We start from the raw sequence: 26,251 nt of genomic DNA, 5'->3' as shown, positions 1-26,251 counted from the left end.
CCCCAAAATGCTTTTTTCAGCAATTTGAGGTTATTTGGGTATACAGCCTATAGGCATAATCCCAGTCAGTGCCAGTAAAAACTCGGCTACACAACCAAACAAAACAACGAGTTAACGATAAACCCAATAGATAAAACTTAAATCACACAAAGACACATAAAACACAACAAACTAGAAACAGATGTAAAACTGATCTGTTAGCTGGCCACTATTTGCCTTTTAGCAGGGCTTCGATGGCCTTTTTCACCTCTGCAAAACAGGGGCGCTGAGTCACATCCAACTGCATGCACTCATCCTTAATCGCACTCAACTTTTTATAGTGTTCAAGGCCAATCGAGGCACTCACATAGGCCGATGCATCCACATAGGCCAACAAATCCTCAATCAAGCAGCCCAGCGCGCGCACTTCAATCGCCTCCATTGCCAAGCGCTCTACTGTAGACAGATTGCGTAAATTGGATGCCGCACCAAAATCACCAAACAACAAATTCATCTGTTGATTAACCATAATGTTATGGGCGTAGACATCGCCATGGCTCACTTGCTTGGCGTGCATGTGCGCCATTGCATCGGCCAATTGGAGTGCAATCTTAGCCACATCATCAAGGCTAAACTGAGTACCTGCGTTAAAGGTATCACGGGTGCAGGTTGCCAGACTTGGCGGTAAACCTAAATTGCTAAACCCGGGCGGGATGAGCTCCATCACTAAGCCCAATTGATCCTTCTGGCTGATGTGCGCCACCACCTTAATAAGGCTCAGGTGATCTCCCGTTGTGAGGCAGCAATCTAACTCGTCGGCGGGATAACCATCGCTCGTCACCTCCCCTTTAAAGAGTTTTACCGCAATCTGTGATGACCCCGTCGCGGCTATCATGGCCTGATTCAACCAATCACCACGGTAAATCACCCCAGAGGCGCCTTCGCCCAGTTTTTCTGCCAACTTGATATCATGCAGAGTCACGTTTGCCACTGTGGCCACATCGGCATGGGGATCGACCAAGGTATGGCTGAACGGATTACCCGCAAAAGCGAGCCAAGTTAGCTTAGGCAAACTCAGTAGCCAAGCTGGCAGCGCTTGCAGTTGATTGGCCGATAGACGCACTAATTCTAAGTTACGGCAATTGACCATAGACTCGGGCAAAGCCGTTAACCGGTTGCCCGCTAATGCTAATTTTTGCAGACGAGGTAAATCGCCCATAGCCGCAGGCAAGGTCTCGATGTAGTTATCGGTAAGAATGAGCCAGCGGGTTTGTGGCGGTAACGCGGCGGCAGTCACAGTGCGGATTTGATTCGCCTTAAAGCCAATCATCTCTAAATTCGCACAGCGCCCTAATGCCTCGGGTAAATGTTCGAAGCGGTTATTAGAAGCAAAGAGGATCCTTAAACGCGATAAACGGTGCAAGTCCTCGGGCAGAGTACTCAGTTGATTATTCGACAAATCGAGGATTTCGAGGCTATCGGCTAAGTCAAAAATCTCCCGCGGAAACTCGGTTAACTCCTCGACCAATTGTAAACGCGTGATCCCTTGTAACTGCCCTGCTCTTAACTGCGCTAACGTCTGCACTTTGCTACCCAAGTCAATGAAAAATCGCCGCTATAGTAGCGCATTAATGGTTAAAGCTAAACGCAAGATATACAGCCAAAGTGCAGCACGATCGGCGCTAAACGGGCGCTGCAAATAGGGGGAAACCGTGGGGAGCTATCCAGAAACGCGAAAACAGATTAGCATGTGCACCAATATGGAATGCCCAGTTAACTCATCACAGGACAATCATGCGGAAACATTTTCGCCAAACGCACTCTTTTACAGTGCTAATGCTGGCCATGTTCGTGGCCCAATTGAGCGGTTGCGCGACCACGTCGGCAAGCCCATCGACCACAGAATTCAGTGCCCCAGCAAATGATGTGAGTAACGGTAGCGACCACTCGCCACAACACCAGCAGCACACGCCACCCGCTGTGGTTGAGCAGTACAGCGACGTTTGGGAAAAGATCCAACACGCCAATACCATTGACGTACATGACGATGCCGAAGTGCGCAAACAGCGTAACTTTTTCGATGATAAACAGAAATTTATGAATCAAGTCGGCGAACGCGCCGAGCCCTTTTTGTATTACATCGTCAGCCAGCTCGAAGCCCGTAATATGCCATTAGAATTGGCGTTATTACCCATAGTCGAGAGTGGTTACAATCCACTGGCACAGGCAAACGGCCCGGCTGGACTGTGGCAGATGATCCCCGCCACAGGGCGTAATTTTGGCTTAACGGTTAACTCTGCCTACGACGGTCGCAAAGATGCGCTGGCCTCAACCGATGCCGTGCTCGACTATTTACAGCATTTATACGACACCTTAGATCACGACTGGATCAACGCCGTCGCCGCCTACAATACCGGTGAATTGGTGATTAAAGCCGCCATCGACAAGAACAAAGCCAAGGGTAAACCGACGGACTTTTGGTCGCTGGGCATTCCGGCGAAACGCGTACAAACTGTGCCTAAGTGGCTGGCGTTTATTCAAATTATCCGCGCCCCTAATCATTACAATTTAAAAGTGCGACCGATTGCTAACCGTCCTTACTTGGATAGAGTACCAGCGCCCAATGGCGTGGATATCGGCCAAATCGCCAATGCGGCAGGGCTGAGCAAGGCAGAATTTAAAACCTATAACCCCGGCTTTCGCCAAGGCGTGATCCCGAGCAAAGGCAAATATCAAATCGCCTTACCGCTGGAAAACATAGGTCAATATCAAGAAAATCACGACAAACTCTACGCCCAAAAACGCTATGACAGCCAAAGCTACATAGTTAAATCCGGCGACAGCCTAGGCACAATCGCGGCTAAGTTTGATACGTCAGTCAAAGCATTAAAACAGGCTAATAATCTGACCTCTGATCGCCTCAAAGTCGGCCAAGAGCTCACACTATTAACGCCAATGGCGGCCAATGACAATGCGCCTGAACCCGCTAAAGCCAACACTAAGGCCAACACTAAGGCCAACACTAAGGCCGATAGCAAAGTCAGCAGCAAGTCATCGACTAAAGCAAATGCCAGCGGCACTAAAGCCGCCAGCTCAAAATCGGCCGACAAACCAGCGGCAAAAGCGAAAACCTATAAAGTGAAATCCGGCGATTCACTGGATAAAATCGCCCGTAAGAATAAGGTCAAACTGGCTGATTTAATGAAGTGGAACCAGCTCAATGGCAAAAGCATTATTAAGCCAGGCCAAGAACTGAAAATCAGCGAATAACGCTTACGGCGTTAACAGCAAAAAGCCCAACAAAGCGCGAATTAAAAACGCTGTGTTGGGCTTTTTTGTGTCCCACGCTTACAGGAAGAGTGGCTTATTCCTTATGACTTGCAACTTGCGACTTGCGAAGAGTCACTTGCGAACTGTCACTTCAAACCCATCTTTTAAAAGAAGTCACTTCAAATACAGCGCTGCTATTTTGTGTCTTTCTTCGCTAACCCAAGGGGATACAATTGCTGCTTAAACATGCCAACGGGCATGTAATCACCGACAACACCATATTGCTCAGGCCACTCTTTCTGACCTCGAACGGCGGTTCCAAATAAGTAATCTAAAAATGAAAAATGGGCAGCATAGTTACGATCGATAGCCGCCTTATCGGAAGCATGATGCCAATGGTGGAACTGCGGGCTGACGATTAAGTAACGTAGCCAACCGAAGTTAACTTGGACATTGGCATGATTAAAGACCGCCTGCACGCCAACGATAATCACATAAATACTGATGATGTCTTTAGAGAATCCCAAGATAAAAATCGGCGTGAGCACCAAACAACGGGTAGCAATCAACTCAAACATATGTTGCCGAGATCCCGCCAACCAATCTAAATGCTTGGCGCTATGGTGCACCGAATGGAAGCGCCACAGGAAAGGAATTTCATGGTAAGCGCGATGCGCTGCATATTGCATTAAATCGGCAACCAATAGGATCAACAGCAGTTGCAACACAAAGGGCAGACCCGCGATAAAGCTTTGCACTGTGCTGGAAATGGCCCAAGAAAAGCTCGACTGCACAAATTGGTTTGCCACCAATAATACAAATCCAATCGCTAAATGATTCACCAGAAAATGATTCAAATCCCCTTGCCACTCGGGTCTCAATATTGCCTGTTCTGGTTTATGGGGTAACCATTTCTCGATAAAAATGAAAATTAACGTTGAGCCTAATAAGTCTAAAATAAACCAATCCAAACCCAGTGAAACCTTATGATTGGCAAAAGGCTCGACCTCGACTTGATGGCCACCGAAGGCGATCGCTAAACTCACAAATACCCAAGCCACAAAGCCGAATCGTTTATTTTTATTTCGAATAAAATTCAATAAACCTAAGCTGCCCGACACCACTAAGGCGACAAATATCAAACTACGAATAACATCGACGTTATAGCTTTGGCGTAATTCGGGAGTGGTGAGATATTCGGGGAAATGAAATGCCAATACACCCAGAAACGATAATATGGCTAACATACACGCTATGGTGCCGCTAATACTGCCTTCACCAATTTGGAAATGGCCGTCTTTAAATCCTTTACTCATCACAGTGAACTCCTTTTCCTATTGTTGCTCGCGTTATCCGCGCAACAATCACTCAGCTTAATTTTTGCCGATTAGCCTACATTAACCCCACAACTACAATCAATAAAAAGCGCACGCTAAGAGAATAATGCTGAATTTATTAAGCCTCTCTAAAATGAACACCTAAAAAACAGCCCAAAAAAAGCGCTACCTAAGTAGCGCTCTTGTATTAGCTAAGTTCACTCACCCTAACGGTTAGATCTTAATCAAGTTATAACCAAAGCTAGTCGCAGGATCTTTATTCAGCACCATAGTGACATTGTCTTCATTGCTGAAATCCATTAAATCGGATGCATAGATAACGGTTTTAGTGCCATTTTCGACTGCGATGACTTTAATAGAATATTCGCCTGCAGGCACAGTCACTGACTGAGGGCTAGCTGGATTGACCGCAGTGATTTTATTTACCGCAGTTTCAATCGTGTCATTTGCTTTTAAGAAATACACAGTGAGATTGCTTTTATCGGCAAAACTCACAATGTCGAACTTAAAGCTATAGGGACTTAGAGTCTGAGTTTGCTTCATCTCCATCGCCTTCACTTGGCTGCCCTGCTCAGTCGCCTGCTCGTAAATGAAGATGGTTTTAATATCATCTTGATTAAGGGTGATCAGCACATTATCGAGCAATTTATTTTGCGTACCGTGATCGAACACGCTCACACCAAAGTCATTAAACTCGGCGCCTTGATAAGCTGTTACACCAAAAGATGGCACTTCGCTAAACAGGGTTTCTTGCTTACTGCTGGCCACTTTCACATCGATAATGTGCGAGCCTAAACCGTTAAAGACGCGATAATCGACACTCGCTTCTAGCGCCACATGGTTACGAACATTGGTGGTTGAATCGACGCTGTCTAAGGTGATTTTTGAATCCGAAGCGCCAAAACCTTCACGGATGATCAACTTATAAGGCACCTTAGCACTGAATTTAATGTTCGCAGTCGTGTAAGACACATTGGTCGTTCCCGCAGGAGCGAGGTAAACCTTATATTCCCCAGTATCCATCACTTGCGGCTGCGACGCTTCACCGTAGGCCACACTGCCTAACATCACGGCATCGGCAAAGGTTTGGGTCGACTTAGACACATAGGCGTCAAAGGCTTGGGCATGCACAGCAGTATTCGCAATCAAAAGCTGCATTTTACTGTTTTCTGCCACTTCATTGAGCTTATCGAGTTCAGTGCGGGAATAGTTGATATTGAGTAATTTAGGTTCGGCAAAATCACCATGCAATACAAAGAAATGATCTGTAGCGACTTTCAAATCGATATCTTCTTTATAGATGGAGATATCTTTGTCAGAGGCGTCCTTAGCCATCACTTCAATCGCACTCACGCCCGCCGTCGACGTAAAGCGCGGCATAGTGTCACCATAGATCACGCTTTCATAGGTTTTGTCGGCGACTTTGAGTGCCGTTGCAGTGCTTCCGGCCGAAGCGTTATAGAATTGCACATAGGTGGCATTCTGATCTGTGCCATCTTCATTATTGCTATCTGAGCCACATGCCGTTACCGCTAAACAGGCAACAGTCACCGCAGCGAATCCCTTTAGCTTACTTTTTATCATTGTTTCCCTCATTGACTGACATAAAATTCAGTTCAGTCTACCCAGATATCCAATGACAACAATGCCTTTTTACCTTAAAAACAAAAACAAATATTTCACAAACTCAAACACTTAACAAACATTTCAATAACACTGTAAATAGTGATACAAACCACACTTTTTGGCCTCTTAATTGATACAAATGCATTTGCCGATACTTTTACTCACAGCTCAAAAACGCTTCTACTGCGGCGTATAAACAAAATATCCCCTGCACTGGCTAGCACAGGGGATATGGCGGTGAATGATCAATCTTCTATTCTATGCACCAACACTCATTGCTGGGATTCAAGTGGTGCAGGAAGGACTTGGATGGTTAAACTACCATCAGCTGGTAGATATTGCTGTGCCAGTTTACTAAGCTCAGCTGGTGTCATCTTCTGTGCCAACACTTGTCTTTGTTTGAAAGCAGCAAAGCGTCCTGGATAACTCTGGGCATTTGATGCCAAATCTAACCAAAAACCATTGCTCTGCGGCGCGGCTTGCATCCATTCAAGCACAGGTTGGCGGGCTCGGTTAAGTAAGTCTTCGCTAATCCCCTGCGGCTGCTTCACTTGGTTAACTGCAGCGGTGAAATACTCGAAAACCGTTGGCAACATGGCTTGAGTCGTCACGCTAAATAGACCGAGATAACCATAACCGCTGGCATTTAGATCATTGTAAGAAAAGGCCGATGGCGAATAACTCGCGCCCGCTTTTTCTCTCACATTTTCCGTTAATAGGATGCTGAGCACTTGCTCCAACAATCCCAGTCCAGCGTGTTGGCTTAGGTGAGTCATATCCGTTGTTGGCCACACCATGGCCAGCGCCGCTGAATCTGGATGACCATAGTGTGTTAACGTCATCTTAGCAGGCACTTTCGGGAACACAGGCACTAACGACTGGCTATTTTTAGTGGGGCTGCGTTTGATTGCCCCGAGAGTTTCAGCCACTGCAGCGATGGCGCTGGCTTCGTCAAAATCACCCACTATGGCGATTTCAATTGCCCCTTGCTCGACGGCTGAATGGAAACTCGGTGCCAGCTCTGCAAACTGACGTTTTAAAATTTCTTCCGGTTCACCATAACCATAACGTTTATCACCACTGTGGGAGATACGGTCAAACTGATTAGAAAACTCAGTTTGCGGGTTGCTATGGAGACTTTGCTGCTCGGCAATCACTTGCTCGCGGAACAATTGCTCAGCCTGCTTATTCATGCCGGGTTCAATCAAAAAGGCCGTCATTAAACCGAGCTGCGTGCGCAGTTCTGCAGCATTGGTACTAATCTCACCGCCAAAACTCTGCTCACGCACGCCTAGGTTGATGGAAATATCTTGCCCAGCAAAAATCTCCTGCAGGCTTTCATAATCATGGGCCTTGAGTCCACCCTGCACAAACGCACTGTTAAACAGATAAGATAAGCCATCTAACTCAGGGAATGGCACTTCACCAAAGCCTATGTTGAGGCTGACCAAAGTAGTGCCTTTATTAAAGTCAGTAGGCTTAAGATTAAGGCGTACGCCATTGGAAAATTGTAGCTGGCGAATGCCCGTTTCGGCATCGCGACTATCGGCCACTAACTTGCCTTGATCGCCAAATTGAGTGTATGCAAACTCGTCAATCGCCTTAGTTGCTGGCGCACTCACAGCTTGTTTGCGGCTTTTCTCATAGCTAGCGATAAGCTGTTTTTCAACATTTTCGATGGGCTTATTGCTCGTCAGATACAGATACGGCGTAGCATTCCATGTCTGATTAAACACTTGCTTTAGCTTTTGCGGCGTCACTGTTGGCAGTATTTTTTCAAAAAATGCCAGCTGCCACTCAGGCTCTACAGGCACGCGATTTTCCGCGACCGAATACACTAACCCCTCGGCAATATTCACACTGTGGATAGTAGTGCTACCCGCTGCGCTGAGCTGATACCCTTTGTGCATACGTTTGATTTGTTGGTCAATTTCCTGCTGACTAAAACCAAACTCTTGTGCTTGGCGCAGGGTTTGCTCCAATATTGCTATGCCCTCTTGCCAGTTATTCTCCTGCGTACCTAAGCTCATTTGAGTGCCATAGGCGATATCAAATTGATCCCCAACCTGCAGGCTAACGCCAGATAAACCTTGGCTATGCAGTAACTGCGACTCCATTCTGCGATACAAGATGCCGTGGGCGAGTTCAAGCAGTATTTCCTGCTCTCGCACGGCAGGGTTGTCGGCTGGATATGCCATAGGCTTGAGCATACCGAGTGAAACCGAGGTCGATAGGCTAGGATCGAAAAATGCCGCCGCCTCGACGCGTTGACGCTCTGCGACAGTGCCCAGCTTTTGCGGCTTAACCTTCGCCGCCAAAGGCGCGGCCTGCCAACTGGCAAACTGTTGTTTTATCTTTTGTTCAACTGCGGCTACCTCGATATCACCCACCACAATTAAGGTGGTGCGTGAGGGCGTGTAAAAACCTTGGTATAAAGACAGCAGCATCTCGCGAGTAGCATTCTTGATGCTGTTCGCCTCACCCACAGGTAAGCGCTTTGACAACAGTGTATCTGGCATTAAAAACTGTAATTGATTGCGGTAATTCTCCAGATCCGCACCGCTACGCTCACGCAGTTCAGCCAATACCACCGCTTTTTCACGCTCGATAAGCGCCGGGTCGAGTAATAAATTACTGCCAATTTCGCGCATTAAAAACAAAGCGGTATCGACTTTATCTTGGCTATTACTTGGCAAGTTGAATTGATAAACCGTCTGCTGAAACTCAGTCACAGCATTGGTATCGGCGCCAAAACTCAGACCAAGACGCTGCAATGTCGGGATCATCTCCCCCGCAGCCAAACCCGTCGAGCCATTAAAGGCCATGTGCTCAAGAAAATGCACTAACCCCTGCTCGGTATCAGACTCCACCACTGAGCCCACGTCCACCCGCATGCGTACTATGACAGCCTGCTCTGGCGTCTTATTGCTCACTAATAAATAGCGCATGCCATTGGCAAGTTCACCGGTATGGACTCGCCCACTCATGGGCAAGTCAGCCGTCCCCATCCACAGCGGCTCTTCGCTCGCCTGTAGCGGTAACGCCACACTTAATAATGCCAGCAGTAACCACTGGCGCATCAAACTAATCACCTTGAAATTGTTCATTAAAATTCGCACTTTTCCCCCAAAATCAAATAAGAAACCTAGGAAGCGCACACCTAAGTTTCAGATAAAATAAGCTTTCACTATAGTACCTAAAGCACTTTAAGTCACAAAATCAATACCTTATGCCGTACTAAAAATAGTTTATAGCCTTGATATTTAGCAGGAATATCTTGAAAAATAAGCGCGAGAGGGGATAGGGAAAAGGATAGTATTCAGTAAGCTAACAAAATTAGCTTATACCAACCGTATTAGTTCCCAGATGTTGGCAGTGACTTTAAAAAAGCAGAATATAAGTGATTAGAAATATATCCCGCTATCATATTCAGAAATTTAAACTAACAAGGTGAGAGCATAAATAATCATCGCCCAATAGAAACAAAACAGAAAAATCCATATCCAATTCAACCAAGTTAAGCGTGAATTATCAGGATATTCCACAGATTCAAGCGCAAAATTAACTGCTTTTTGAGCTTGATACAGCGGATATAAAACAGCTAATGGAACAAATATTGATGCCACAACTAATGATATTGGCAACGTATCAATTTGATTAAGAATTCCGCCAACGACTAACAATACAACATAAAATGTCGCCATAGCTGAGCTATTCCAGCGATACTCTCGATTATCTTCTTTAATGTATTCACTAATATAAACAAATAGAGAATGTGTATAAAAGATAGAAAAAAAGCTACGCGCTATTGGCCATGCATCTAAGTCATAGTAATTTTTTAAAGCCTGCCACTGTTTATAAAACCAATAAACTTGATAGAGACCAAAGGTCGCAATAAACATGATAATTAACTTGGTCAGTGATACATGAAACAGCGGTACCCCATGGGTTTTAACCTCTTCCGTTGTTAACCTGGCATCACTTTCTAGCGAACTGTTTTCCTGACTAATCACTTCTTCCATGGTGGGGGAAATTCCTTTATTTTTCTCAATTATCTCAATGTTAAATAGCTCTATTGCTTTCAATTACATCATCTAAAACTGATGCGAGTAACATTCTAATCCACAATGTAAAATTTGTTAACATAATTTGGGTGGTACTTGGCGTTATGAGTAACTAAAATACTGCTCAGAACAACGACAGCCTAGTTGCTGCTAAACGAGGCGCCTGCAGAATGAGAGTGAAGAGTGTTAATTAGATAGCGTGTCACTCCGACAGAACGTCTGTATAACTTTCATAGAAAAGGAAATATTATCGAAAACATTAACTATTTTTGAATACACGTGAAATCAGCGCGATAAACATAAGTCATGCATGTCATTTCGATAAGGCGAATAGTTTGTTGCAGCACATACACTCGGAATATTTGAATACCCTACATGGAAGTCGTTCTGTTTAGTGAATAGAAGAATCGGCAGTCCGCCTTGGTCGCCTCTTGATTGAAGCTCTGAATTGAACCCTCACTATTTTTAGCTTTCAAAATCACAACCAAGTTGAGATATCTTTACTCATGGCATCTAGGAAAAACAACGTCATGAATAGCTCCTCAATGACAAAATGCAAAAGCCCTACGAATATGCGCAGGGCTTTTTTTTACCACTCAACTGAAATCCTAAAACTGTTGAAACCAACGTTGGATCTGCTGTGGATCTTTGCTTTTCGTTAACGATAGCATCAACAATATACGGGCTTTTTGCGGGTTAAGATTACCTGCTGCAATAAAACCGTATTTAGCGTCGTCAATTTCGGCATCGAGCGTCGTTGCGCCGGTTGGCACTCGGCTAGAGCGAACGACTAAGGTGCCTTTTTGACTCGCTTTAGCTAAAACATCGAATATAGAATGGTAGATATTACCGTTACCCACACCGGCACTGACTATGCCATCAAAACCGGCTTCAACCATGGCTTTGGCTGGTAAATCACTGGCATTGGCGTAGTTATACACTATGCCTACCTGCGGTAACTTGTCGAGTTTGCTGACATCAAAAGGCGTTTGCGTAGTATGTTGACGCTCAGTATTACCCATGTACTCAATCTTGCTGTTATGGATAACGCCAAGCGGGCCAAAGTTAGGCGCAGCAAAGGTATGCACTCCTGTGGTATTAGTCTTAGTGACGTCGCGGGCGTTCAATACAGTATCGTTCATTACCACTAATACACCTCGACCTTTAGATTGAAGGTTCGCGGCGGTTGCGACGGCGTTATACAGATTCATTGGACCATCGGCGCTCATGGCGGTTGATGGACGCATAGCGCCAACCAATACCACAGGTTTATCGCTCTTGATGGTGAGATTTAGAAAATAAGCGGTTTCTTCTAAGGTGTCGGTGCCGTGGGTGATGACGATACCGTCTACATCTTTATCGGCCAGTAACAGATTGATGCGCTTGGCTAACGCTAGCCAAACTTTATCGTTCATGTCCTGCGAACCGATTTTAACCAGTTGCTCACCTTGAATATCGGCAAGCTGTTTCATTTCAGGCACGGCCGCAATTAAGCTACTAATGCCCACTTCACCAGCCTGATAGTTAGACTCAGTGGCCGATTGCCCTACTCCGGCAATGGTGCCACCCGTGGCAATGATCCGTACCTGTGGAAGCGCCTGCGCCGCAGAGGAGAGAACTAACCCTAAGGTGACCGAGAGCAAGAGCTTACGCATTGAAAAATTCATGCTTACATCCTTTTATTAATAATAAACGCTCCACAGTGTGCACTATTATTTAAGTCTAACCGTGATAATTCTCACTAAAATGAAATAACAAATTTAGCGTTATCTAATTGATTATTTAAAACTTAAATAAAACACCATGCATTTATTATTGAGTAGATTTAACTAATCAATGATTATTCGCGACTGATAAAGTGGAAATTAAATAGCGTACGGTTTATTTAGATTCAAAAACACTTGAGTAAATATGTCGCCGATTGGTTAACAAATAACAAATCTATAGCTAATTTGCATCAAAAAGTAATAGCTCACACTAGCTAACAGAGTTGAGATGCTTATCTAATAAACAAAACAAATCTACCATTTCAAACAGTTAAGTGATCCCCATCTAAATCCTTTTATTGCCAAAGCGTTAAGATCTGTGTCGATAGTCAAGGAGACGATTCTCCTTCATGTTTTCGATGAGTTATTTTTGAAGTGTTACGCATACTTATGTACGCACCACAACTCAATACTCGGAGATATATCTTACTATTAACCGGATTTAATAGGATCGAAATGAAAGATACTAATAGCGTACGGATCGAAGAAGATTTATTGGGAACGAAAGAAGTGTCCAATGAATTTTATTACGGCATACATACATTACGTGCCATCGAAAACTTTAAGCTGAGTAATCAAAAAATTTCCGATGTACCTGAATTAGTCCGTGGCATGATGCTAACAAAGAAAGCAGCTGCCATGGCCAATAGCGAATTAGGCGCCGTAAGTCCTGAAATCGCTGACAAGATTATTGAAGCGTGCGATTTGATACTCACAACGGGCCGATTTGTGGATCAATTCCCAGTCGACGTGTATCAAGGAGGCGCAGGCACTTCAGTCAACATGAATACCAATGAGGTATTAGCCAACGTTGCACTGGAGATCATGGGGCTTGAAAAAGGCCGTTACGATGTCATCAATCCTAATGACCATGTCAACAAGTGCCAATCGACCAACGATGCCTATCCAACAGGCTTCCGTATTGCGGTCATCAACAGTACCGATATTCTGCTAGATGCATTAACTGACCTTATCAGTGCCTTCGACACTAAAGCCGCAGAGTTTAAAACCGTCTTAAAAATGGGCCGCACTCAGTTGCAAGATGCCGTGCCTATGACCTTAGGCCAAGAGTTTCATGCCTTTGCTGTCACACTGCGAGAAGAAATTAAGTCCATCAAGCGTTGCCAAGAATTGCTGTTAGAAGTGAACTTAGGCGCAACGGCCATTGGTACCGGCCTTAACACGCCAGTGGGTTATTCCTCACTCGCCATTAAACATCTAGCTGAAATCACTGGCCGCGCTTATGTGCCAGCGGAAGATTTAATCGAAGCGACCTCCGATTGTGGCGCCTACGTCATGCTGCACAGTGCGATTAAGCGCATGGCGATTAAAATGTCCAAGATTTGTAATGACCTACGCTTACTGTCATCGGGTCCACGTACAGGTCTGAAGGAAATCAATCTGCCTGAATTACAAGCGGGTTCTTCTATCATGCCAGCCAAGGTTAACCCTGTGATCCCTGAGGTCGTCAATCAGGTTGCCTTTAAGATTGTCGGCAACGATATCACTATCACTATGGCCGCCGAAGCGGGCCAGTTACAGCTTAACGTCATGGAACCTGTGATTGGTCAGGCGATGTTTGAGTCACTCAGTTTAATGGGTAATGCCTGTATCTCCCTACGTGAGAAATGCGTTGAAGGTATCACCGCAAACCCAGAGATCTGTATGGCCCATGTGATGAACTCCATCGGGATCGTGACCTACCTTAACCCCATCATCGGCCACCATGAGGGTGACATCATCGGCAAGATTTGCGCCCAAACGGGTAAAAATGTCCGTGAAGTGGTACTCGAACGCGGTTTGTTAACGGTTGAAGAACTCGATGACATTCTCTCGATTGAAAACCTGATGAATCCTAAGTATCAAGCTAAACGCAGCAGCAAAGCCAAAGTGTAACTCAGTGGGGCTGGGGAGCCTTCCCCAGCCCAAAACTCGATGATTCAAGAATAAGCCAGCGCATAGTGAATATGCACAGGCTATTGAAATTAAAAACAAAATAGAGTTAACACTATGATTATATTAGAGATAATTATCGTACTCGGGGCCATTTACCTAGGTGCAAGGATGGGTAGCATGGGAGTCGGCTTTGCGGGCGGTGTCGGGGTACTGATACTGACCGCAGGGATGGGACTCAAACCGGGCAATATTCCGATTGATGTGATCCTCATCATTATGTCGGTTATCACCGCGATTGCGGCCATGCAAGTATCAGGAGGGATGGATTATTTAGTCTCACTGGCAGAAAAATTATTACGTAAACATCCAAAACAAATCACTTTTCTGGCACCTGTAGTCACTTATTTCATGACACTCTTTGCAGGAACAGGCCACACCGCATTCTCAACCTTACCTGTTATTGCCGAAGTCGCAAAAGAGCAAGGTATTCGTCCCTCTCGTCCTCTTTCTATCGCCGTTGTCGCGTCCCAAGTCGCCATTACCGCTTCACCGATTTCGGCGGCAGTCGTGTTCTTCTCAGGCATTCTAGAACCCTTTGGCGTGGACTATTTAGTACTGTTAGCCGTATGTATTCCTTCAACTTTCTTAGCCTGTATGGTCGGCGCCGTTGTTGCTAACTTAATGGGTAAAGAGCTGGCTGATGATCCTATTTATCAAGACCGTTTAGCTAAGGGCTTAGTCAAAACACGCGGTAAAACTGAGATCAAGATTAAAGCCGGCGCAAAACGATCTGTGATGATTTTCTTGCTGGCGATTGCGGCAGTGATGGCCTACGCCACTGCGATATCTGACAAAGTCGGCTTGATTGTTGACCCTGTACTGCCACGCGATGCTGCCATTATGGTGCTGATGCTAACGGCAGCTGCGGCTATCACGATTTTCTGTAAGTTAGACGCAAGTGAAATCTCCAATGCGGCCACCTTTAAATCGGGCATGTCAGCCTGTGTTTGTGTGTTAGGTGTGGCTTGGTTAGGCGATACCTTAGTGTCGAATCATATCGAGGAAATCAAAGATTTAGCAGGCACCTTACTGCAAAGTCAGCCTTGGTTATTGTCGGTAACCCTGTTCTTTGCCTCCATGTTGCTCTACTCCCAAGGCGCAACCACTAAGGCACTGATGCCTGCGGCCTTAGCCATTGGCGTGAGTCCTTTGACTGCCGTTGCCTCTTTCGCCGCCGTCAGCGCGCTGTTTGTATTGCCCACTTATCCCACGCTACTGGCTGCGGTTGAGATGGATGATACCGGCTCGACTCGGATTGGTAAGGCGGTATTTAACCATCCGTTCCTGGTCCCTGGCGTAGTAACGATTGCCACCAGCGTGGCATTGGCCTTCCTGTTTGGCGGCATGATGCTATAGCGCAACTTTACCCAAAGTGTTCTAAGGGCTAATGCCAATAATTGGATTAACCCTCTTCTTTTAATCTGGATCTAAAGACTTTGTGTTGGCGTGATGCAGGTACATTCACGCCACAACAAACCTGGTAAGAGGTGAATTAATGTCAGCGAAAACGCGTGTTCCTACCGCCATTAACGGCGGACCATTTGGCCAAGCCTGGTCGGCTAAAGCAGACTGCTTACAAAGTGCGACAGGGCTTATATTGGGTATTTTCCTGTTATTTCATATGCATTTCGAGGCGAGCATTTTATTTGGTAAAGAAACCTTCTTTCACATGGTGCAATTCTTAGAAGGCAGTATGTTTAGCTCGACAGGTCATGGCTTCCCCATAGTGACCAAGATCATTTCAGTCATTATGCTGGTGATTGTTGCAGTACATGCCGCCACCGCACTACGTCGTTTTCCAGTGCAATTAGGCCAATGGCGAGCGATGCGTGGCTTCATGTCGAGTATCAAGCATAGAGATACCCAAGCATGGTTCTGGCAGATGATTACCGGGTTCTTACTGTTTTTCTTAGTGTCAGCCCATCTTGCCACTATGATTTTAAACCCTGATATTGGCCCTCACCTTTCGGCCGAAAGGGTTTACCACGATAACGCTTGGCTCTTATATGTGGTGTTTTTACCTATCGTGTTATTCCACGGCATCGTTGGTTTATACCGAGTGATATTAAAGTGGGGTGTGAGTAGTAACCGCCCACTTATCCGCACTATAGCGCAAGTATTGATCGTCTATTTATTGTGTTTAGGCACATTAAGCCTAGTGACCTATATCAATATTGGTATCGAATTAGTTCTGCCAGTACAACCGTTTATTCCTCAGTAATGGGCATGACGCTATCGGCGCACTTAGCCTGTATAGCAAGACAAACAACATACGGATCCTCCTCTGATACATAGTTGCCGCGCATCTATGCCCGAGGAGTGCAATGATAAATCCATGAAATGTTATCTAAATTATTAGATAAGGATCTGATTTGAAAATCATTTATACAGACTCATTAGTCATTGGCGCAGGATTGGCAGGCCTCAGAGTCGCAATTGCCACCAAAGAGCGAGGCCTAGATACCTTAGTGCTATCGTTAATTCCCGCAAAACGTTCACATTCGGCCGCCGCACAGGGCGGAATGCAAGCCAGCCTAGGCAATACCGTTAAAGGCATGGGCGATAACGAAGACATTCACTTTCAAGACACAGTCAAAGGTTCTGACTGGGGTTGCGATCAAGACGTCGCCCGCATGTTTGCCCACGTTGCACCGAAAGCGATCCGCGAACTCACCAACTGGGGCGTGCCTTGGTCAAGGATTTCCGCTGGCCCACGTGAAGTCATCATGAATGCGCAAAGGGTAACGCTCAATGAGGCCGAAGAAGCTCACGGCCTAATCAATGCCCGCGATTTTGGTGGCACAAAAAAATGGCGTACTTGTTACACCGCCGACGGCACTGGCCACTCTTTACTGTATGCAGTGGATAACCAAGCTATTTCTATGGGTATTCCAGTACACGAACGGATTGAAGCCCTGTCGCTGATCCATGACGGCAAGCGTTGCCATGGTGTGATTGCCCGCTGTTTAGTCACAGGTGAACTGCGCGCTTATGTAGCCAAATCCACCACTATCGCCACCGGCGGTTATGGCAAGATTTATGAAATATCGACCAATGCCACCATCTGCGAAGGCATAGGCCAAGCATTAGCACTCGACACAGGTGTCGCCACCTTAGGCAATATGGAAGCGGTGCAGTTTCACCCCACCGCCATAGTGCCCGCAGGGATCCTCACCACTGAAGGGTGTCGTGGTGATGGCGGTATCCTGCGCGATAAAGACGGCCATCGCTTTATGCCAGATTACGAGCCAGAGAAAAAAGAACTCGCTTCCCGCGATGTGGTGTCCCGCCGTATGACAGAGCACATGCGCAAAGGCAATGGCGTCGAAAGCCCTTACGGCCCGCATCTGTGGCTGGATATTACGCAGCTGGGCCGTGAACATATCGAAACTAACCTGCGCGAAGTGAAAGAGATTTGTGATTACTTCCTTGGTATCGATCCTTGCAAAGATTGGATCCCCGTCAGGCCAACCCAGCATTACTCTATGGGCGGCGTGCGCACCAATGCCACTGGCGAGAGTCCACAACTCAAGGGGCTGTTCAGCGTCGGAGAAGCGGCCTGTTGGGACATGCACGGCTTTAACCGTTTAGGCGGTAATTCGGTGGCAGAAACTGTGGTCGGCGGCATGATCATCGGCAAATATGTGGCTGATTTTTGTGAGAATAACGATTTAGAAATTGATACTGCGCTGACTCAAAAATTCATCGATAAATTGCAGCAAGAAATCGATGGACTGGTCGAAGGCAACGGCACAGAAAACCCCTTCCAAATAAAGAAAGAAATGCAACGCATCATGATGAACTACGTCGGGATCTTCCGTAATGGACCCGAATTAGATAAAGCCATCAAAGGCTTGAAAGACTTACTGCTGCGGGCAAAAAATCTCGGTCTTAAATGTAAAAAACGTCACGCTAATCCTGAGTTAGTCGAAGCACTACGCGTCACCCGTATGTTGAAAGTGGCCCTCACCGTCGCCTGTGGCGCAGAGGCTCGCACTGAAAGTCGCGGCGCCCATTCGCGGGAAGATTACCCACAACGCAATGATAAAGATTGGCTTAACCGCACACTGGCAACTTGGCCAGATGCCGAGTCACTGGAACCTGTGCTGCGTTATGAAGCGTTAGATGTGATGAAAATGGAGCTACCACCGGGATACCGAGGCTACGGCAACGATAACACTATCGCCCATCCTGATACCGAAAAACGCGTACAAGAAATCAATCAAGTGCTCGCGCGCTTAGGTAACGATCCCGATAGAAACACACTGCAGCGAGCCCTAATGCCATACGAGCTGCCAAGTCATCTGCAGGCTCCCAATGGACGCCTCAGCGATACCTTAGCGATCACTCCAGCCCAACCGGTAGGGAATAAACCACTATGAGCCGTCAAATCAGCTTTAATATCTTCCGCTACGATCCGCAAGATGGCCAAGACAAGCCAAAGATGGAACGTTATCAGTTGACTGAAACACCGGGCATGACAGTGTTTATCGCCTTGAATCAACTGCGAGAACAACAAGATCCCTCACTGCAGTTTGACTTTGTCTGCCGCGCGGGCATCTGTGGCAGTTGCGCCATGGTGATTAATGGCTTCCCCACATTGGCCTGTCGCACGTTAACGGCGAATTATCCCAATGGCGAAATCACCCTAATGCCACTGCCCGGCTTCGAACTGATTGGCGATTTGTCGGTGAACACAGGCAAATTTATGCGCGAATTAGCCGAACGCTTAAAACTGTGGCTGCATCCTAAACCCGATGATCAGGACATTCATCACCTCGAAAATCCAATGGCACCCGAAGAAGCCGCGCGGATCTATGAGCTAGAACGCTGCGTCGAATGTGGCGTTTGCGTGTCAGCCTGCGCCACCAAACAAATGCGTGACACCTTTGTTGGTGCGGTTGGCATGATGAAAATTGCCCGCTTCGAAATGGATAGCAGAGACAGCCGCAGCGCGGATGATTTCTACCATGTGATTGGCAATCAAGACGGCGTCTTCGGCTGTATGACGCTACTCGGCTGCCAAGATAACTGCCCTAAAGATTTGCCGCACATGCAGCAAATTGCATACCTGCGCCGCAAAATGGCCGCAAGCATACTCTAGTTTTCCTTAACCTAAAGTCCCGCTGCGTTAGCGGGGTTTTAGGGCAACACCTTTCCCAAACCAGCGGGCAAATCATATTTGCCCGCTGCAGATATGCGACGCCTTGCCTCTGAGCGAGACGCCTCCTTGAGCACTATCACAAGTGCAGATCCTTACTACTAGCAGTACTGTTCCATCGGCAACAAAATCCATTAACGGCACGCTAGTAGTTGTTATGTAAGGAAACATAAATGAAGCAGTTCAAACTAACATCAGCCGTGCTTGTGCTGAGCTTTGCCACACCTATCTTTGCTGTTCAAGCCAATGATACCGCTGCAACCAATGACGAGTTACGCACTGAATTACAACAAATTCAGCAAAGACTCGCCATGCTCGAAGCCCAAGAAAAAGAGGCATCGGTTTTATCGGATACTCAGTTTAATTTTTATGGTTCTTTACGCCCGACTTTCGGCCTGACCCACACTAACTCGGACGATGTGTGGGATGTGGGCGATGCGAACTCGCGAATTGGCTTTGCCGCAGAACACCAACTTGGCAATGGCTTAGTCGGGTTTGCGAAAGGGGAATTTAAGGTCGATATCAAAGATGACGGCGACTTTGGCGATGCACGCAAAGCTTATGTCGGATTAAAGGGATCTTTTGGTAGTGTTGCCATAGGTAAACAAGCCGTCACTCAGGAGATCATTTCCGATCCCGTCGACATCTTTAACCGCTCAGGAACCCCACTCGCCTATGACAGTGCGAGCCCCTTCAGACTCAATAACTTAGTGACCTATCGTAAAGAATTTGGCGACCTGTTATTTTCGGCCGATGCGCAATTCGACGGCAATAAAGGCAGTGGCGGCAGCGACTTCGTTAACGCGGGTATCCGTTATAAAACCGACCTAATCTATATAGCCGCGGCGTTTTATAACAAAGAGTTAGAAGACAACAAGGATGAAAATACATTCGGTGTCACCCTAGCAAAAAGTTTCAATGCCTTGTACCTCGCGGCTGCTTATCAAAACATTGAAAAAGACGACATTGATGGAACCACATTGGATGGCTCAACATTAGATGTGGTCGCCAGCTACCCCATCACTGACAGCTATAAAATCAAGCTGGGCGTGTCCAGATACGACGATGGTGGCAATGACATCACCTCTGCTAAATACAACGCCTATAACACTACGCTGGAGTGGCATAAAACACCGCAATTCAGCACCTTCATCGAATATCAAAAAACAGATTTTGAATACCGCGAAACCAATGACCAGATCATGCTGGGCATGCGTTATAACTTCGATTACACGTTCTAAGTTTTATCTCAAGCGTATAGTCATGTAAGTGAAGGGTTTAACGGTCTCACGGCATAAAGACTAAAAACATAAAGACCAGAAACAACAAAGCCACGACTCGCGTGGCTTTGTTCATTTAAGACGATACCGTCTTTACACTTCGATAAATCCCAAATTAGAACGGAATATCGTCATCCCAGCCATCATCCAAATCTGGAGTGAAGTTTTGCTGTGGTTGTGGTGCTGGACGTTGTGCCGGTGCGGCTGGCGCTTGATAAGCTGGCGCTGGAGCAGCTTGTGGCTTAGGCGCATAACCACCTTGCTGTGGTTGAGCTTGTTGCTGTCCATATTGCTGCTGAGCAGGTGCTGGCGCAGCATACTGTTGCTGAGCTGGCGCTTGGTAAGCAGGTGCAGCTTGTGGCGCTGGCGCATATTGATTTTGCGCTGGAGCCGCTTGTTGCGGTGCAGATTGGTAACCTGCGTTTTGTGGCATGCCGCCGCCCATTGGCGCGCCTTGTGCTTGGCCACCTTGACCACGGCTACCTAGCATTTGCATGCTACCGCTTTGGTCGATAACCACTTCAGTGCTGTAACGGTCTTGACCGCTTTGGTCTTTCCACTTACGGGTTTGCAGTTTACCTTCAAGGTAAACCTGTGAACCTTTACGCAGGTATTCACCTGTAATTTCAGCTAATTTGCCGAACAGAACCACACGGTGCCATTCAGTACGCTCTTGCTGTTGACCTTGTTGGTCTTTCCACGATTCGCTGGTCGCAACTGTGATGTTAGCGACTGCATTACCGTTTGGCATATAACGCACTTCTGGATCTTGTCCCAAATTGCCAACCAAAATTACCTTGTTAACACCACGACTGGCCATTGAAATCTCCTGCGATTCTTTAAATAATCTATTAATTCAGTATGTTGTTTATCTGTGTCGCCAGAGAGGAAAATCAGCTTCCCCAAATACCACACGGCAGACCCAGATATTATTGAGCAGAGCCTAACACAGCTCGTGCTTCTCTTAAATCGAAATGCTCATCAACCTTTAAGTAAGCCACTTTCTCGTCCAACACGACGATCGCTTCGACGACGCCCATGAGCTGTGATAACTGAGCCGCCATATCCCGCGCTTGTGCCTTGTCTTTGACTTCGGCTTCTAAGGTGTAACTCTTTAACAGCACGGGATTTTCCATGCCCAATGTCAGGAATAACCAAATAGACATTAAGATCACAGCAACGATAAACACCCCGACCGCGCCCACTAATTGGAAGGCGCCACCGCCCAGCATACCACCACAAAAGGCCCCTAAAAACTGGCTAGTGGAATACACGCCCATGGCCGAGCCTTTTTCACCGACGGGGCAAAATTTGGCAATCAAACTGGGCAGTGAGGCTTCTAAATAGTTAAAGCCAGTGAAAAACAGCACCACGGCAAAGCTCAACACCCATAAGTTGTTAGAGAATAAAGCCATCGCCAGCAGCGCCACTATCATGATCACTAAGGCAATTTGGAACATAGCTTTAGTATTCTTACGTTTAACCCCTATGATGATTAACGGCACCATCAGGAAAAACGCGCCCACAAAAGCAGGGAAATACAGCATCCAGTGTTTTTCTTTCACGAGCCCCGCATCCACCAGATCCAGCGGCAAGGCCACAAATACTGCGGTTAACACTAAATGCAGAATAAAAATCCCCGCATCGAGTCTAAACAACTGGGGATCGGTCAACATACGCTTGAGTCTGGCAGGCGTGGCTAACGTGTCACCCTTAGGCGCGTGGGAAATCGGATTCGGTACTAAAAATTGCACGATCAACATGCCCGTCACAGCGAGAATCGCCGTGAGGAAGAACAGGCCTGATAAGCCCACATGTTGCGCCACAATCGGGCCGACCAGTAAGGACAGCGCAAAAGAGCCGCCGATACACATGCCGATAATCGCCATGACCTTAGTACGCTGTTCGTCGCGGGTTAAATCCGCGGCCAGCGCCAACACGGCAGCGGCAATCGCGCCCATGCCCTGCACTGCGCGCCCAAACACCACGCCGTAAATCGAATCAGCGTTAGCGGCAATCAAGCTACCAATGGCAAACAGCACCAGACCGATAAGAATAATCGGCTTGCGACCATATTTGTCAGATAAAATCCCCATGGGGATTTGCAGCACAGCTTGAGTCAGACCGTAGGCGCCGATAGCAATACCGACCCAAAGCGGCGAGAAGCCTTCGAGGTGCTGACCATAAAGTGCAAAGACGGGCATGATCATAAACAAGCCCATCATGCGTAAACCAAATACACTGGCTAAAGAAAACGCGACTTTTTTCTCAGTACCCGAAAGTCCGTTGTTACCCATGATTTTGCCCTGGATTGAAGTCTTTTAAGGGGCGCATGTTACCACACCCAAAAGGATTTGCTCAAAAGGAAATAGTGGCCTAAACCACTGCCTGTACAGTTAACTTTTATCCCGATTATCACGGACCTATATTGACCGTGCTCGGGTTAACATGTTTATTTTTCTGCCCTATTTAACGCTCAGGCACAGGGAAACGAGTCTAACATAGTGTTCACATTTGTCCTGTGAGTCAGTACGCAACAACCGCATTAATCTTAGTTAATCCACTCGGTACATAACTGCCACTGTCAGCAAGGTGATTAAAAGCCAGTGCCAGCCCTAGGATTGGTGCCGATCACAGAATCAACTAAACTCAGCCGCGGAACTGTGCGATACTTATGCTCATTTTTTTAAGCATATGGCATTAGAGCGATAGATGGATAAGATTGAAATACGCGGCGCACGCACCCACAATCTCAAGAATATCAACCTGACTATCCCAAGGGATAAACTGATTGTCATCACGGGCTTATCGGGATCTGGCAAATCCTCCCTTGCTTTCGATACTTTATATGCCGAGGGCCAGCGACGTTACGTCGAGTCCCTGTCAGCCTATGCTCGCCAATTTTTGAGTTTGATGGAAAAGCCCGATGTGGACCATATCGAAGGCTTAAGCCCAGCGATATCCATAGAGCAAAAATCCACTTCCCATAACCCGCGTTCAACCGTGGGCACAATTACCGAAATTTACGATTACCTGCGCTTGATGTTTGCCCGCGTGGGTGAGCCGCGTTGTCCGACACACAATCAACCCTTGGCGGCGCAAACCGTCAGCCAAATGGTCGATAAAGTGTTAGAAATGCCCCAAGACAGCCGCTTAATGCTGCTCGCGCCTGTGGTCAACGCCCGTAAGGGTGAACACGTTAAATTGCTCGAAGGTCTATCGGCGCAGGGTTATATCCGTGCGCGTATAGACGGTGAAGTGTGTGATTTAACCGATCCGCCAACCTTAGACTTACACGTTAAGCACACGATTGAAGTGGTCGTCGACCGTTTTAAAGTGCGTGACGATATCAAGCAACGCTTAGCGGAATCCTTTGAAACCGCACTGGAACTCTCCGGCGGCATCGCGACCGTTGCCACCATGGATGACGACACAGGTACTGGTAAAGCAAAAGGCGAAGAGCTGATCTTCTCGGCCAACTTCGCCTGCCCGCACTGCGGATATTCGATGGCGGAATTAGAGCCAAGGATCTTCTCCTTTAACAATCCAGCCGGCGCGTGCCAAACCTGTGATGGTTTAGGAGTACAACAATTTTTCGATCCTGAGCGCGTGATCAGCAACACTGAGCTTTCACTGGCTGGCGGCGCGATTCGCGGCTGGGATAGACGCAACTTCTACTATTTCCAAATGCTCAGCTCACTCGCCGAACACTATAAGTTCGACGTCGAAGTGCCCTATGAGCAGCTCAGCGAAAAAGTCCGCAAAATCGTCCTGTACGGTTCAGGCAAAGATAGCATTGCCTTTAAGTACATCAACGATCGCGGCGATGTGGTGGTGCGTAATCACCCCTTCGAAGGCATTCTCAACAACATGGACAGGCGCTATCGCGAAACCGAAAGCAACTCGGTACGTGACGAATTAGCCAAGTTTATCAATACCCAAGCCTGCCAAAGCTGTGGTGGTTCGCGTCTACGCGAAGAAGCCCGTAACGTGTTTTTAGGCGATATCAATCTGCCGCAACTCACCACTTGGTCGATTGGCGAAGCCTTAGATTACTTCGAGAAAGTCGAGTTTAGCGGCCAAAAAGCGCAGATCGCCGAGAAGATTTTAAAAGAAATCCGCGATCGCTTAGGTTTCCTCGTGAACGTGGGCCTCAATTATTTGAGCCTATCACGCTCGGCGGAAACCCTCTCGGGCGGTGAAGCCCAACGGATTCGACTCGCCAGCCAAATTGGTGCCGGACTTGTCGGCGTGATGTATGTGCTCGACGAACCTTCAATCGGCCTGCATCAAAGGGATAACGAACGTCTACTGCAAACCCTGATCCACCTGCGGGATTTGGGCAACACAGTAATTGTGGTTGAGCACGATGAAGATGCGATCCGCATGGCGGATCACGTGATCGACATCGGCCCTGGCGCTGGCGTACACGGCGGCGAAGTGATTTGCGACGGCCCGATTGAGAAAATCATCGCCTGTGAAGAGTCAGTTACCGGACAATATATTTCCGGTAAGCGCTGCATTCATATCGATACGCCGCGTATTCCCTTCGACAAAACTCAAGTGATTGAGTTATTTGGCGCGCGCGGCAACAACCTGCGCAATGTGGATTTAACCATACCGATTGGCCTCTTCACTTGTGTGACGGGCGTATCGGGTTCAGGTAAATCAACCTTAATCAACGATACCTTCTTCAAGATCGCCCATAGAATGCTCAACGGCGCGACTGTGGATGAGCCATCACCCTATGATCGTATCGAAGGGATGGAGCTGTGCGACAAAGTAGTCGATATCGACCAAAGCCCGATTGGCCGTACGCCACGCTCTAACCCTGCCACTTATACTGGCATCTTCACCCCAATTCGCGAAATTTTTGCCGGAACCCAAGAGTCACGTACTCGCGGTTATCAAGTCGGCCGCTTCTCCTTTAACGTAAAAGGTGGCCGCTGTGAGGCTTGCCAAGGCGACGGCTTGATCAAGGTCGAAATGCACTTCCTACCCGATGTGTATGTGCCCTGCGATTCCTGTAAAGGTAAGCGCTATAACCGCGAAACCTTAGAAGTACGCTATAAAGGCAAGAATATTCACGAAGTACTGCAGATGACAGTGGAAGATGCGCGCACTTTCTTCGATGCCGTACCTGCCATTGCCCGTAAGCTGCAAACTTTGATGGATGTGGGTTTGTCCTATGTGCGCCTCGGCCAAAGTGCGACCACACTTTCGGGCGGTGAAGCCCAAAGGGTGAAACTTGCCAAAGAACTGTCTAAACGTGACACGGGCCAAACCTTGTATATCTTGGATGAACCAACCACTGGCTTACACTTTGCCGATATCCAATTGCTGCTCGATGTATTACATCGTCTTAAATCCCACGGCAACACCATTGTGGTGATTGAGCATAATCTGGACGTGATCAAAACGGCGGACTGGATTATCGATTTAGGTCCAGAAGGCGGCGGTGGTGGCGGTATGATTTTAGCCACAGGCACGCCGGAAGAAGTCGCCGAGCATCCAACCTCCCACACGGCACGCTTCTTAAAGCCACTGCTAAAACGGGATATTGAAATGGCAAAGGCCAATAAAGCCAAGGCATAAGTTTCGAGCCCTTGGTCTGAGTACAGTATGAAGCGCAGTCGCATAGGCACTGCGCTTCTTTTTTAGTTCAGCATGTTAAGTGCATAGTGCTAATTCTAGTGCTCGTTTTAAGATCCAAAGCTGACGATTCTGTATTCCAATAAGCCTAAGCTTCTATATAAGCTGCGATATAAGACAAGCTGGCGAATAAAGCCTAAGCTTTCAACATCTAGCCACT

16 protein-coding genes are annotated in these 26,251 nt (G+C 47.1%); 8 read left to right on the top strand and 8 right to left on the bottom strand.

Annotated elements, in window-relative coordinates; genetic code table 11:
* Window positions 1-208: 208 nt before the first annotated feature.
* The gene (locus BM607_RS08630; RefSeq protein ID WP_071938660.1) at window positions 209-1,564 is read right to left on the bottom strand and encodes a leucine-rich repeat-containing protein kinase family protein; all 1,356 of its coding nucleotides are present in this window, start codon (window positions 1,562-1,564) and stop codon (window positions 209-211) included.
* 209 nt (window positions 1,565-1,773) lie between these two features.
* Here BM607_RS08630 and BM607_RS08625 point away from each other — a divergent pair, with 209 nt between their 5' ends.
* The gene (locus BM607_RS08625; RefSeq protein WP_071938661.1) at window positions 1,774-3,249 is read left to right on the top strand and encodes a LysM peptidoglycan-binding domain-containing protein; all 1,476 of its coding nucleotides are present in this window, start codon (window positions 1,774-1,776) and stop codon (window positions 3,247-3,249) included.
* Between the two features lie 194 nt (window positions 3,250-3,443).
* On the opposite strand, the gene BM607_RS08620 is transcribed toward BM607_RS08625, so the two are convergent.
* The 5 genes from BM607_RS08620 to ansB form a co-directional block, all read right to left on the bottom strand.
* A complete protein-coding gene (locus BM607_RS08620) occupies window positions 3,444-4,565 on the bottom strand; it encodes a sterol desaturase family protein (RefSeq protein ID WP_006083140.1) in 1,122 nt (373 codons plus the stop codon).
* Window positions 4,566-4,799: 234 nt separating this feature from the next.
* The gene (locus BM607_RS08615; protein WP_071938662.1) at window positions 4,800-6,170 is read right to left on the bottom strand and encodes a hypothetical protein; all 1,371 of its coding nucleotides are present in this window, start codon (window positions 6,168-6,170) and stop codon (window positions 4,800-4,802) included.
* A 314-nt stretch (window positions 6,171-6,484) separates the two neighbouring features.
* Window positions 6,485-9,292, bottom strand: coding sequence for a M16 family metallopeptidase (locus BM607_RS08610; protein WP_071938784.1), 2,808 nt, complete (start codon window positions 9,290-9,292; stop codon window positions 6,485-6,487).
* A 357-nt stretch (window positions 9,293-9,649) separates the two neighbouring features.
* On the bottom strand, window positions 9,650-10,234 hold the full coding sequence (locus tag BM607_RS08605) for a hypothetical protein (protein WP_006086135.1): 585 nt from the start codon (window positions 10,232-10,234) through the stop codon (window positions 9,650-9,652).
* A 650-nt stretch (window positions 10,235-10,884) separates the two neighbouring features.
* Complete coding sequence (ansB, locus tag BM607_RS08600) at window positions 10,885-11,943, bottom strand: L-asparaginase 2 (RefSeq protein WP_071938663.1); 1,059 nt, start codon at window positions 11,941-11,943, stop codon at window positions 10,885-10,887.
* A gap of 555 nt (window positions 11,944-12,498) precedes the next feature.
* Between ansB and aspA the strand changes: the two genes are divergently transcribed.
* The 6 genes from aspA (at window position 12,499) to BM607_RS08570 (ending at window position 20,400) form a co-directional block, all read left to right on the top strand.
* On the top strand, window positions 12,499-13,938 hold the full coding sequence (gene aspA / locus BM607_RS08595) for an aspartate ammonia-lyase (protein WP_012196633.1): 1,440 nt from the start codon (window positions 12,499-12,501) through the stop codon (window positions 13,936-13,938).
* A 114-nt stretch (window positions 13,939-14,052) separates the two neighbouring features.
* The gene (locus tag BM607_RS08590) at window positions 14,053-15,354 is read left to right on the top strand and encodes an anaerobic C4-dicarboxylate transporter (RefSeq protein WP_006083147.1); all 1,302 of its coding nucleotides are present in this window, start codon (window positions 14,053-14,055) and stop codon (window positions 15,352-15,354) included.
* Window positions 15,355-15,493: 139 nt separating this feature from the next.
* Window positions 15,494-16,219, top strand: coding sequence for a fumarate reductase cytochrome b subunit (locus tag BM607_RS08585; protein ID WP_006086136.1), 726 nt, complete (start codon window positions 15,494-15,496; stop codon window positions 16,217-16,219).
* Between the two features lie 151 nt (window positions 16,220-16,370).
* Complete coding sequence (locus BM607_RS08580; protein WP_071938664.1) at window positions 16,371-18,380, top strand: fumarate reductase flavoprotein subunit; 2,010 nt, start codon at window positions 16,371-16,373, stop codon at window positions 18,378-18,380.
* Window positions 18,377-19,102 carry a fumarate reductase iron-sulfur subunit gene (locus BM607_RS08575; protein ID WP_071938665.1) on the top strand — a complete coding sequence of 242 codons (726 nt, stop codon included), beginning with the start codon at window positions 18,377-18,379 and terminating at the stop codon, window positions 19,100-19,102. Before BM607_RS08580 ends, BM607_RS08575 begins: the two co-directional genes overlap by 4 nt.
* A 230-nt stretch (window positions 19,103-19,332) precedes the next feature.
* Window positions 19,333-20,400 (top strand): porin, encoded by a 1,068-nt coding sequence (locus BM607_RS08570; protein WP_071938666.1) that lies wholly within the window; start codon window positions 19,333-19,335, stop codon window positions 20,398-20,400.
* A 154-nt stretch (window positions 20,401-20,554) separates the two neighbouring features.
* Here the strand turns inward: BM607_RS08570 and ssb are convergent, their stop codons facing one another.
* Together ssb and BM607_RS08560 are read right to left on the bottom strand one after the other, a co-directional pair.
* Window positions 20,555-21,259: a single-stranded DNA-binding protein gene (gene ssb / locus BM607_RS08565; RefSeq protein ID WP_006083192.1), complete on the bottom strand. Its 705-nt coding sequence runs from the start codon at window positions 21,257-21,259 to the stop codon at window positions 20,555-20,557.
* A 109-nt stretch (window positions 21,260-21,368) separates the two neighbouring features.
* Window positions 21,369-22,736, bottom strand: a complete 1,368-nt coding sequence (locus BM607_RS08560; RefSeq protein WP_006083193.1) for an MFS transporter — start codon at window positions 22,734-22,736, stop codon at window positions 21,369-21,371.
* A 415-nt stretch (window positions 22,737-23,151) separates the two neighbouring features.
* Here BM607_RS08560 and uvrA point away from each other — a divergent pair, with 415 nt between their 5' ends.
* The gene (uvrA, locus tag BM607_RS08555; RefSeq protein ID WP_012586712.1) at window positions 23,152-26,034 is read left to right on the top strand and encodes an excinuclease ABC subunit UvrA; all 2,883 of its coding nucleotides are present in this window, start codon (window positions 23,152-23,154) and stop codon (window positions 26,032-26,034) included.
* The last annotated feature ends 217 nt before the right edge of the window (window positions 26,035-26,251 follow it).

The organism is Shewanella sp. SACH (assembly GCF_001887095.2).
Taxonomy (GTDB): domain Bacteria; phylum Pseudomonadota; class Gammaproteobacteria; order Enterobacterales; family Shewanellaceae; genus Shewanella; species Shewanella baltica.
The sequence above is the reverse complement of the archived record's forward strand: the minus strand, read 5'-3'. Positions and strand labels throughout refer to the sequence as shown.

What these genes read in the sequence shown, in the direction of transcription:
- BM607_RS08625 (WP_071938661.1), top strand. Translation starts at nt 1,774, where the DNA reads ATGCGGAAACATTTTCGCCAAACGCACTCTTTTACAGTGCTAATGCTG.
- BM607_RS08620 (WP_006083140.1), bottom strand. Translation starts at nt 4,565, where the DNA reads ATGAGTAAAGGATTTAAAGACGGCCATTTCCAAATTGGTGAAGGCAGT.
- BM607_RS08615 (WP_071938662.1), bottom strand. Translation starts at nt 6,170, where the DNA reads ATGATAAAAAGTAAGCTAAAGGGATTCGCTGCGGTGACTGTTGCCTGT.
- BM607_RS08610 (WP_071938784.1), bottom strand. Translation starts at nt 9,292, where the DNA reads ATGCGCCAGTGGTTACTGCTGGCATTATTAAGTGTGGCGTTACCGCTA.
- BM607_RS08605 (WP_006086135.1), bottom strand. Translation starts at nt 10,234, where the DNA reads ATGGAAGAAGTGATTAGTCAGGAAAACAGTTCGCTAGAAAGTGATGCC.
- ansB (WP_071938663.1), bottom strand. Translation starts at nt 11,943, where the DNA reads ATGAATTTTTCAATGCGTAAGCTCTTGCTCTCGGTCACCTTAGGGTTA.
- aspA (WP_012196633.1), top strand. Translation starts at nt 12,499, where the DNA reads ATGAAAGATACTAATAGCGTACGGATCGAAGAAGATTTATTGGGAACG.
- BM607_RS08590 (WP_006083147.1), top strand. Translation starts at nt 14,053, where the DNA reads ATGATTATATTAGAGATAATTATCGTACTCGGGGCCATTTACCTAGGT.
- BM607_RS08585 (WP_006086136.1), top strand. Translation starts at nt 15,494, where the DNA reads ATGTCAGCGAAAACGCGTGTTCCTACCGCCATTAACGGCGGACCATTT.
- BM607_RS08575 (WP_071938665.1), top strand. Translation starts at nt 18,377, where the DNA reads ATGAGCCGTCAAATCAGCTTTAATATCTTCCGCTACGATCCGCAAGAT.
- BM607_RS08570 (WP_071938666.1), top strand. Translation starts at nt 19,333, where the DNA reads ATGAAGCAGTTCAAACTAACATCAGCCGTGCTTGTGCTGAGCTTTGCC.
- ssb (WP_006083192.1), bottom strand. Translation starts at nt 21,259, where the DNA reads ATGGCCAGTCGTGGTGTTAACAAGGTAATTTTGGTTGGCAATTTGGGA.
- BM607_RS08560 (WP_006083193.1), bottom strand. Translation starts at nt 22,736, where the DNA reads ATGGGTAACAACGGACTTTCGGGTACTGAGAAAAAAGTCGCGTTTTCT.
- uvrA (WP_012586712.1), top strand. Translation starts at nt 23,152, where the DNA reads ATGGATAAGATTGAAATACGCGGCGCACGCACCCACAATCTCAAGAAT.